At 71.4% G+C, this 9,180-nt stretch carries 9 protein-coding genes; 3 read left to right on the forward strand and 6 right to left on the reverse strand.

The features are described from left to right. Positions 1 to 46 precede the first annotated feature (46 nt). A complete protein-coding gene (locus ACTXG6_RS24125) occupies positions 47 to 556 on the reverse strand; it encodes a mycothiol transferase (RefSeq protein WP_445181635.1) in 510 nt (169 codons plus the stop codon). Between the two features lie 143 nt (positions 557 to 699). Between ACTXG6_RS24125 and ACTXG6_RS24130 the strand changes: the two genes are divergently transcribed. Next, a complete protein-coding gene (locus ACTXG6_RS24130; RefSeq protein ID WP_445181636.1) occupies positions 700 to 2,274 on the forward strand; it encodes a Na+/H+ antiporter in 1,575 nt (524 codons plus the stop codon). Positions 2,275 to 2,637: 363 nt separating this feature from the next. Here the strand turns inward: ACTXG6_RS24130 and ACTXG6_RS24135 are convergent, their stop codons facing one another. Beyond that, positions 2,638 to 3,135 (reverse strand): VOC family protein, encoded by a 498-nt coding sequence (locus ACTXG6_RS24135; RefSeq protein ID WP_445181637.1) that lies wholly within the window; start codon positions 3,133 to 3,135, stop codon positions 2,638 to 2,640. Between the two features lie 62 nt (positions 3,136 to 3,197). Beyond that, positions 3,198 to 3,959 carry a pirin family protein gene (locus tag ACTXG6_RS24140; protein WP_445181638.1) on the reverse strand — a complete coding sequence of 254 codons (762 nt, stop codon included), beginning with the start codon at positions 3,957 to 3,959 and terminating at the stop codon, positions 3,198 to 3,200. A gap of 101 nt (positions 3,960 to 4,060) precedes the next feature. On the opposite strand from ACTXG6_RS24140, the gene ACTXG6_RS24145 reads away from it, so the two are divergent. Further along, positions 4,061 to 4,522: a MarR family winged helix-turn-helix transcriptional regulator gene (locus ACTXG6_RS24145; protein WP_445181639.1), complete on the forward strand. Its 462-nt coding sequence runs from the start codon at positions 4,061 to 4,063 to the stop codon at positions 4,520 to 4,522. Between the two features lie 114 nt (positions 4,523 to 4,636). Here the strand turns inward: ACTXG6_RS24145 and ACTXG6_RS24150 are convergent, their stop codons facing one another. Then, on the reverse strand, positions 4,637 to 5,122 hold the full coding sequence (locus ACTXG6_RS24150; protein WP_445181640.1) for an SRPBCC family protein: 486 nt from the start codon (positions 5,120 to 5,122) through the stop codon (positions 4,637 to 4,639). A 139-nt stretch (positions 5,123 to 5,261) separates the two neighbouring features. Here ACTXG6_RS24150 and ACTXG6_RS24155 point away from each other — a divergent pair, with 139 nt between their 5' ends. Further along, positions 5,262 to 7,259: an ATP-dependent Clp protease ATP-binding subunit gene (locus tag ACTXG6_RS24155; protein ID WP_445181641.1), complete on the forward strand. Its 1,998-nt coding sequence runs from the start codon at positions 5,262 to 5,264 to the stop codon at positions 7,257 to 7,259. A gap of 34 nt (positions 7,260 to 7,293) precedes the next feature. Here the strand turns inward: ACTXG6_RS24155 and ACTXG6_RS24160 are convergent, their stop codons facing one another. Together ACTXG6_RS24160 and ACTXG6_RS24165 are read right to left on the reverse strand one after the other, a co-directional pair. Then, on the reverse strand, positions 7,294 to 8,097 hold the full coding sequence (locus tag ACTXG6_RS24160) for an SDR family NAD(P)-dependent oxidoreductase (RefSeq protein WP_445181642.1): 804 nt from the start codon (positions 8,095 to 8,097) through the stop codon (positions 7,294 to 7,296). Between the two features lie 13 nt (positions 8,098 to 8,110). Beyond that, on the reverse strand, positions 8,111 to 9,067 hold the full coding sequence (locus tag ACTXG6_RS24165) for an SDR family NAD(P)-dependent oxidoreductase (RefSeq protein WP_445181643.1): 957 nt from the start codon (positions 9,065 to 9,067) through the stop codon (positions 8,111 to 8,113). Between the last annotated feature and the right edge of the window lie 113 nt (positions 9,068 to 9,180).

The following is a 9,180-nucleotide window of genomic DNA, read 5'->3' on the forward strand; positions in this document are numbered from 1 at the left end:
GGCGGGCTGGGCCGACGGGCTGGGCTGGGCAGGCGGGCTGGCGGGCTTATCGACGCGCCAGCACGCCCCGGATGAACGCGGCCTGCCCGGCGTGCTGCAGGTCGTCGGACAGCACGCTGACCAGCCGCACCCCCAGCGTCACCGGCGGGTCCCATGCCTCGTCCACCACCCTGGCGAGGTCGTCGTCACGCAGGTCCCGCACGAAGCGGACGGTCTGTTCGTGCACCGCGTCGTAGTACTGGGTCAGTAGCGCGGGAGGGTCTACGCGCACCGCGGCGACCTCGGCGGAGGTGTGCCCGTAGCCGATCGAGCCGGGACGGAACGGCAGCCCGAAACGGTCGTGCCAGCCCTTCGCGGTCCAGACCTGCTCGTCGCCGGACACGCCCGCGATGTGGTCGTCCTGCACTCGGGTGAGGTGCCACACCAACCAGCCGATGGTGTTCGCCCGGTCGTCGAGGCGCACGGTCAGGTCGTCGGCGGTGAGGCCGTCGACCACGTCGTGCACCAGCATCTGGATGCGGTCGAAGCCGTCCAGCAACAGGTCCGCGCTGGTCATCCCGGTTCCCTTCGGATAGGTGCGGTCCAGATCGGGTTCGGCGTGTTGCCGGTCAGGGTAGTGGCGAGCGTGCTGTTGCGACCTGGCGCACTGTTGCCCGGCGTCCGGGCATGCCGCCGCGCGGAACGGGTAATCCCGAGGTCGTGCCGAGCCAAGTTTTCCTCGTCGCGGCCGCGCTCGCGGTCGCGGTGCTCGTCGGCCGCCTGCTCGCGGGCCGGATCGGGGTGCCGGACGCGGCGGCGTACGTACTGATCGGGGTAGCTGCCGGACTGGTGCCCGGGCTGCCCGAGGTGCGGCTGTCCCCGGACGTCGTGCTGCTGGCGTTCCTACCGCCGCTGGTCTACTACGCGGCCTTCTTCAGTGACCCGCGCGAGACGGTGGAACACGTCGTACCGGTCGTGGGGCAGTCGGTGGGTCTGGTCCTGGCGACCGCGGTGGCCGCGGCGGGGACCTTGCTGCTGGTCTTCCCCGATATCGGCTGGGCCGCGGCGCTGGCCTTCGGTGCGGCGATCGCCCCGCCCGACCCGGTGGCCGCCACCAGCGTGCTGCAGCGCCTCGGCGTGCCCCGCCGGCTGGTCACCGTGCTGGAGGGGGAGGGGCTGATCAACGACGGGGTGGCGTTGACCCTGTTCGCGATCGCGGTGTCCCACCTCGGTGCCCCGCCCACGGTCCCCCAGGTGCTGCTCGGGATCGCCGTCGAGGTCGGCGGCGGGATCGGGCTCGGACTCGTCGTCGGGATCGCGGTGGCGTGGCTGCGCGAACGGACCCGGGACCCGCTCAGCCAGGTCGTCTGGTCGCTGGCCACCCCGTACCTGGCCTTCGTGCCGGCTCAGCTGCTGCACGCCTCCGGGGTGCTGGCCACGGTGACCGCCGCGGTCTGGCTCGGTGTCCGGGGTCGCGGTGTGATCGCACCGAAGGCCCGGGTGCAGACGGAGACGTTCTGGCGGATGCTGAACCTGCTCCTGGTCGCGTTCCTGTTCGTGCTGCTCGGGTTCCAGGTCCCGCACATCGTCGCCGCGGTGGCCGACTACCCGATCGGCCCGCTGGTGTTGGCCACGGTCGGCATCGTCGTTGCGGTCGTGGTGATCCGGTTGCTCTGGGCGCTGCTGATACCCGGGCTGGTGTCCCGGGTCGGGGTCCGATCCGGGGAGTTGAGCCGGGCGGAGCGGTTGGTCCTCGGCTGGTGCGGACCGCGCGGGGCGGTGTCGCTGGCGGTGGCGTTGTCGCTGCCGCTGGCCACGCCACAGGGCGAGCCGCTGATCCGCCGCGACCTGCTGCTGTTCCTCACGGTCGTGGTGGTGCTGGCCACCCTGGTCGGCCAGGTGCTGCCGCTGCCCGTGCTGCTGCGCCGGCTGCACCTCAGCCCGGCGGAACGGGAACGGACCGAGGGCGTGCGTGCCCGGCGCACGATGGTCGACGCCGCGCTGCGCGAGGTCGAGGACCTCGCCGCCGACCACAAGGACGAACCGCCGGGTTTGGAAGCCATGCGGCAGGTGCTCGAGGTGCGCCGCGACAACCTGGTCAGGGAGTTGGACCCGGACGAGGCGGGCAGCGAGGCGTCGGCGGCGGCGGAGCACGACCTCCAGATCCGCGTGCTCGCCGCCCAGCGGCGCACCCTGCGCCGGTTGCAGGCCGACGGTGAGATCACCCGGCGGACCCTGATCGAGATCAGCCAGGAGCTCGATCTGGAGGAGGCCCGCCTGCATCACGCCGAGTGATCTCCGGGCGGCTGGACATCCTCGGACGTGGGAACTTTGGCACTTGGGCACCAACCACCGCTGTGACGCTGTCGGTAACGCCGCGTCACCGACAAGGCGGTCTGGTGTCGAGCCTGGCGCGTTCATTTGTCACCGAGACCAACGCCAGTCCGGCTCAGCCACCACCTCGGCAGTCCGTGGCGCGGCCTCACTGGGAGCGCCCTGAACGATGCATGCTCTGCTGCGCGGCGCCCAGTCGGCGCCCCGCGGCGTTCTCGGAGTGGCCGCTACAACAACGGTATCGGCCACTCCGAGAACGACGGAGCCTTGCGATGCAGCCAACTGGATCACCGCTCGCGACGAGCGGCATTAGTCAGGACCCTCCTACAGCACCTTTTCGCCGTACATCTCACCGAGCGGGTCGGCGATGAGCTCGATGCGGGCGCCGTCCGGGTCCCGGAAGTAGACCGACACCGTGCTGTGCACGGTGTGCTCGACGCCGGCATTCTCGAGCTTGTCGACCAACTGCTCCCACCGCCCGGGTTCGACACTGATGGCGATGTGGTGCAGCCCGCCGAGGACCTCGGCGTACGGGCCGACGTCGAGCCCCGGGAAGTCGAAGAACGCCAACAGGTTCCCGTTGCCGATGTCGAAGAAGAAATGCGACGAACCCGGGTAGTCCCTGTTCTCGATCAGTTCGGTGAGCGGGAACTCGAGCACGTCCTGGTAGAAGCGGATGGTGCGGTCGACGTCGCTGCTGATCAACGCGGTGTGGTGCAACCCGCGGGCGGCCGACGGCGGCCGCTGCCCGGTGGGGCGGAGGTGTTCGCTGCGCAGGCGCTCCCGCCCGGCCTCGATGCTGGCGGTATCCGGTGCGGTCATCGTGGTCTCCCTGTGGTCGAGATCGGCAAAGTGCGGGGGCGGAGTGCTAGTCGGCGGGCTGGTCAGGCAGCGAGCGTGGCGTGCATCTCCCACACCAGCACCTCGGCGGCCTCGGTCGCGGTGACCCGCTGTCCGCCGGTGGCGGTGAAGCGGACCGCGTCGCCCTCGACGAGCTCTCCGGCACCCTCGAGGGTGACGGTGCCGCGCGGTACGAACAAGTGCAGGAATGGGGCCTCGGGCAGTTCCACGGACTGTCCCGGGGCGAGCCGCGCGGCGTGCAGCGCCGCGTAGCGGTTGCCGATGTGGATCGCCGTCTCCCCGGCATGCTGGGGCAGACCCGAGGCGACCGGGACGAGGCCCGAGCCCAGACGCTCGTCGGTGATCTCCAGCTGCTCGTACCCGGGGGTCTTCGCCGCGCCGTCGGGCACCACCCACATCTGCACGAAGTGCACGGGATCGCTGTGCGAGTCGCCCTCGAGGCGCCAGGAGTCGTTCTTCTCGGAATGTAGGATCCCGGTCCCGGCGCTCATCCGCTGGGCGAGCCCGGGGTAGATGATTCCGGAGTGCCCGGTGGAGTCCTGGTGCACGAGGGAGCCGCGCAGCACCCAGGTGACGATCTCCATGTCCCGGTGCGGGTGGGTCTCGAACCCGGCGCCCGGCGTCACGGTGTCGTCGTTGTTCACCAGGAGCAGCCCGTGGTGGGTGTTGTCGGCGTCGTACTGGTGGCCGAAGGAGAAGGAGTGCTTGGAGTCGAGCCAGCTGATCTTCGTGGCGAAGCGGTCCTGCGCGCGCCGGATGTCGATGGTCGGCGACATCGTGCTCATATCGGGTCCTCTCGCGGTGGGTGCCACACCATCTGGTTGATGCGTCATCTACCAGCCGTCAACATAGATGATACGTCAACTATTCCGGTAGAGTAGTGCCTGTGACCGAAACCCGTTGGCTCGACGAGCGCCAGCACCGCGCCTGGCGGGCCTACCTGCGGATGCAGACGCGCCTGACGGCCCGGATGCACCATGAGCTGCAGGCCGACGCTGGCCTGTCGCTGGCCGACTTCGACGTGCTGGTGGCGCTGAGTGAGGCGCCGGAGCAGCGGATGCGGCCGTTCGAGCTCAGTGCCGCGCTCGAGTGGGAGAAGAGCCGACTGTCGCACCATGTGCGGCGGATGGAGCAGCGCGGCCTGGTCGACCGCGAGGAGTGCGAGGACGACGGCAGGGGGGCCTACCTGGTGCTCGCCCCGCTCGGCGGCCAGGCCCTCACCCGGGCGGTGCCCCGCCATGTCGAGATCGTCCGGCAGCTGGTGTTCGACGGACTGACCCCCGCGCAGGTCGACGGGTTCGCCGAGGTGTTGGCCACGGTCCTGGCCCGGCTAGACGCGCCCGGGTAAAGCCCACCGTCACCGTCACCGTCACCGCACCCGCACACAGTGCCGGGCCACCGCACACACGGTCCAACCTAGGTGCCGCGGCACCGGGCTGTGTGCCGTCGGCGCGCGGGCGGGTCAGGTCGATGCGGCGAAGCTGCCCCGGGTCACCGTCCGGTCCAGGATTCCGAGGGTGGCCCGCAGTGCGCCCTCGGACAGGATCGGGAAGATCGCGCGTTCGCGCCACACCGGGTCGATGTCCGACCAGTCGTAGTACGAGGTCACCAGCGTGCCCTCGTCAGCCGGTGCGAGCTGGTAGCCGTAGACGTGGCCGATCTGCGGGCGGAGCTTGCCGAGGACCGTCCAGGCGATCTCGCGGTCCGGCTCGAACTTCGTGATCGTGACCGTGACGTCGTAGCGGCCCATCGGGAAGTCGTTGAGCGCCTCGCGGTCCATGTGCACGATGAAGCTGTCGCCGGCCGTGGTCACCGGTTCGCCGGTGGCATCCTGCAGCATCCCGGAGCTGTCGATCGCCACGTGTCCCTGTGGGTCGCACAGCAGTCGGAAGATCGTCGCCGGGTCCGTCGCGATGGTGCGCTGGACCTCCAACCGCTCTGTCGTCATGCGGTCATCCTCGCATCAGGCAGCGACCCGGCCGCCGCGACGGCCGCGAGAGCCGCCGTTCCGCCGCTGCGTGATGCCGGGCCGAGGGGCACCATCGGGGGTAGGCGCCCGCGCGGGCGCCGGATCAAGGAGGCCCCGGATGCCTGAGGAGCCGTTCGAGCAGGGCTTCAACCCGCTCGAGGTACTGGTCAAGGGGCTGATCGACGGGCTGGAGTCGATAGCCGGCCCGTTCGGGCCGGACCCGGAGCCGGAACCGGACGGCCCGCCGCCGCCGGGTGCCCGGCGCCCCCGGCCGCGCCGCCCGACGCCCACCCTGGACCGGTACGGCCAGGATCTGACCGACGCCGCCCGGCGGGGGCGGCTGGACCCGGTGATCGGGCGGGACCACGAGGTCGGGCAGGTGCTCGAGGTGCTGTCCCGGCGGACGAAGAACAACCCGGTGCTGATCGGCGACCCGGGGGTGGGCAAGACGGCGATCGTGGAGGGCATCGCGGCACGGGTGGCCGCCGGCGACGTGCCGGAGACGCTGCGCGGGCGGCGGATCGTGGCGCTGGACCTGGCCGGGCTGGTTGCCGGCACCCGATACCGGGGTGACTTCGAGCAGCGGCTCACGGCGGTGATCGATGAGGTGGTCGCGGCGGACCGCGAGGTGGTGCTGTTCCTGGACGAGCTGCACACGGTGATCGGCGCGGGCGGTGCGGAGGGCGCCCCGATGGACGCCGGCAGCATGCTCAAGCCGGCGCTGGCCCGCGGCGGGCTGCAGCTGATCGGCGCCACCACGGTGGAGGAGTACCGCCGCCACATCGAGCGCGACGGGGCCCTCGAACGCCGGTTCCAGCCGATCCTGGTGGGGGAGCCGTCGGTCACCGACACCATCGGCATCCTGCTCGGGCTGCGGGACCGGTACGAGTCGCACCACCGGGTCCGGATCACCGAGGCGGCCGTCGAGGCGGCGGCCAGGCTGTCGGACCGCTACCTCACCGACCGGTTCCTGCCGGACAAGGCCATCGACCTGATCGACCGGGCCGCCGCCCGGGTGCGGATGGGCACCCCGGACCCAGGACCGGACCCGGTGCCGAACTCGGTGCCGAATTCGGTGCCGGACTCTGGGGGCCCGGAGACTCCCGAGGTGAGCGCCGAGCACGTGGCCGAGGTCGTCGCGCAGCTCACCGGCATCCCGGTCGCCCAGCTCACCGCGGTGGACCGGCAGCGGCTGCTGCGGCTGGAGGAGCTGCTCGGCGAGCGGGTGGTCGGGCAGCGCGCTGCCGTGCAGGCGGTGGCGGACGCGGTGCGGGCCGGCCGTGCCGGGCTCACCCACCCGGACCGGCCGGTGGGTTCGTTCCTCTTCCTCGGCCCGACCGGTGTCGGCAAGACCGAGCTGGCCCGGGCGCTGGCCAGTGCGCTGTTCGGCGCCGAGGACCGGCTGGTCCGGTTCGACATGAGCGAGTTCGGCGACCGGCATACGGTGTCCCGCCTGGTCGGTGCGCCACCCGGTTACGTCGGGCACGACGAGGCCGGCCAGCTCACCGACGCGGTCCGCCGCACCCCGTACACCGTGGTGCTGCTGGACGAGATCGAGAAGGCGCACCCGGACGTCACCAACATCCTGCTGCAGGTGCTGGACGCCGGGCGGCTCACCGACGCCCGGGGGCGCACCGCCAACTTCACCAACACCGTCGTCATCCTGACCAGCAACATCGGCGCCGACGCACTGCTCGCCGCGACCGCGGCCGGCCGCGCCGCGGAGGACATCCGGGAGCCGCTGATGGCCGGGGTACGCGGGCACTTCCGGCCGGAGTTCCTCAACCGGATCGACGAGATCGTGCTGTTCGCCGGTCTCGGCCAGCCGGAGCTGCGTGCCATCACCGAGCTCCTGCTGGCGCAGACGCGGGAGCGGTTGCGGGCCCAGGGCATCGAGCTGCGGCTGGAGCCGGACGCGGTGGACTGGCTCGCCGAGCGCGGTCACCAGCCGGAGTTCGGCGCCCGGCCGCTGCGCCGCACCATCGCCCGTGAGCTGGAACGCCAGCTGTCCCGCCTGCTGATCGGCGGCGAGCTGGTCGCCGGCCAGCTGGTCGTCGGCACGGTGGCACCAGGCGGTGACGGCCTCGACCTCGCCGTCACCGAGCCGGTCAGGTAGGCCGCCCGGCCGTACTACGCGTCCCGGGCGGCGGTCAGGACCGCGACCGCAGCCGCTTGCCGAACGCGATCCCGGGCAGCAGCAGCGTCCTCGGCGCGAAGTGCCCCGCGATGCTCATCGCCTTCGGCACCAGGCCGGGCACCACGGACCGCTTGCCCTCCAGCATGCCGACGATGGCCGCCTCCGCGACGTCGTGCGGCGAGACCTTCGCCGGGCCGATCATGACCACCTCGGCCGACGCGATCTCCGACCACTCTGTCTCCACCGGTCCGGGGCAGAGCACCGTGCAGGAGACCCCGGTGCCGCGCAGCTCCTCGTGCACAGCCTCGGAGAAGGTCTGCACGAACGCCTTCGACGCCGAGTAGGTGGCCATCGTCGGCAGCGGTTGGAACGCCGCGATGGATGCCACGTTCAGGACGGCTCCGCGCTTGGCCGACACCATGTCGCCCAGGAAGGCGTGCGTGAGGTCCATCAGCGCGACCACGTTCAGCTCGACCTGCTCGCGCTCCCGCTGCAGTGGGAGGTCCTGGAACTTGCCCGAGGTACCGAAGCCCGCGCAGTTGCAGATCCCGCTGATCTGGCGGCCGGTGGCGCGCAGGTCGGTGACCAGGGCGTCCCGCTCGGTGGACGAGCCGAGGTCACGGGCGTGCACGGTGACCGCGACCTTGTGCTCGGCGCGCAGCTGTTCGGCCAGCGCCTCCATCCGGTCCTTGCGCCGCGCCACCAGCACGACGTTGTGCCCCCGGCGGGCGAGGCCCTTCGCGATCTCGGTGCCGATCCCGGAGGAGGCACCGGTCACGACCACGTCGGCGTTCGAGTTGGGTCCAGGCAGGCTCATCGGTCCATCTCCTTCACCAGTGCACGCCGCGGGTGGCTTCGACAAATGCCTTGCTGGCCGGCGTGAGCTTGTCGTCGTCGACCGGCGCCGGCCGGCCCTTCGCGGCCGTGGAGTCGCCGAACAGCTTGAAGCCCCGGTTGCGGACGCTGTCCAGGATCTCCGGGGTGATCGCGTCGGCCAGGAACGCGAACCGGCCGAAGGCCGGGCTGACCCGGCGGGGCCGGTCGGTGATCGCCTCGCAGACGACCCCCGCGGCCTGCTCCGGGGTGAGCGCCGGGAACTTCTGGTAGAGCGTGGTCGGCGCGATCATCGGCGTCCGGACCAGCGACATGTAGACCGTGGTGAACCGGACGTTGTCGTCCTGGGTCTCGGCCTGCCAGGCGTCGGCGAGGGTGTCCAGCGCGGCCTTCGAGGCGATGTAGGCGCCGAACCGGGGCGCCCGGGTCAGTACCCCCACCGAGGAGATGTTGATGACCTGGCCCGACTTGCGCTCCCGCATCCCGGGCAGCACCCCGAGCATCAGCCGCACCGGCGCGAAGTAGTTCAGCTGCATGGTGCGCTGGTAGTCGTGGAACCGGTCGTAGGACAGCGCCAGCGACCGCCGGATGGACCGGCCGGCGTTGTTCACCAGGATGTCCACCCGCCCGTGCTGAGCGAGGACGTCGGCGACCAGCTTGTCGATGGCGTCCAGGTCGGTCAGGTCGCACGGGTGCACGTGCGCCACGCCGCCGACGGACTCGACCTTGGCGGCGGTGGCCCGCAGCTTCTCCTCACCGCGGGCCACGAGCAGCACCGTGCCGCCGGCCGCGCCGACGGCGATCGCGGCCGCCTCGCCGATCCCCGAGGACGCGCCGGTGATCAGCACCAGCTTGTCGCGGACCGCGTCGGGCAACGAGGGATGGCCGCGCAGCGAGCGCACGATCGCGTGTGGCGTCGATTCGGTCCCCGGTTTGTTCAGGGCGTTACTCACCGCCTCGACCGGTTTACCGAGTATCGCGCCCACCTGCTTCAAAGGATTCATCTCAACCCCGCTGTTGTCGGCGGGGTCTGCCGGAGATACCGACCCCACGCCCCGCCGTTCGC

The organism is Pseudonocardia sp. Cha107L01, assembly GCF_052566575.1.

Bases quoted from the DNA above. Each gene is read 5' to 3' on its own strand.
- ACTXG6_RS24125 (WP_445181635.1), bottom strand. From the start codon at position 556: ATGACCAGCGCGGACCTGTTGCTGGACGGCTTCGACCGCATCCAGATG.
- ACTXG6_RS24135 (WP_445181637.1), bottom strand. From the start codon at position 3,135: ATGACCGCACCGGATACCGCCAGCATCGAGGCCGGGCGGGAGCGCCTG.
- ACTXG6_RS24140 (WP_445181638.1), bottom strand. From the start codon at position 3,959: ATGAGCACGATGTCGCCGACCATCGACATCCGGCGCGCGCAGGACCGC.
- ACTXG6_RS24150 (WP_445181640.1), bottom strand. From the start codon at position 5,122: ATGACGACAGAGCGGTTGGAGGTCCAGCGCACCATCGCGACGGACCCG.
- ACTXG6_RS24155 (WP_445181641.1), top strand. From the start codon at position 5,262: ATGCCTGAGGAGCCGTTCGAGCAGGGCTTCAACCCGCTCGAGGTACTG.
- ACTXG6_RS24160 (WP_445181642.1), bottom strand. From the start codon at position 8,097: ATGAGCCTGCCTGGACCCAACTCGAACGCCGACGTGGTCGTGACCGGT.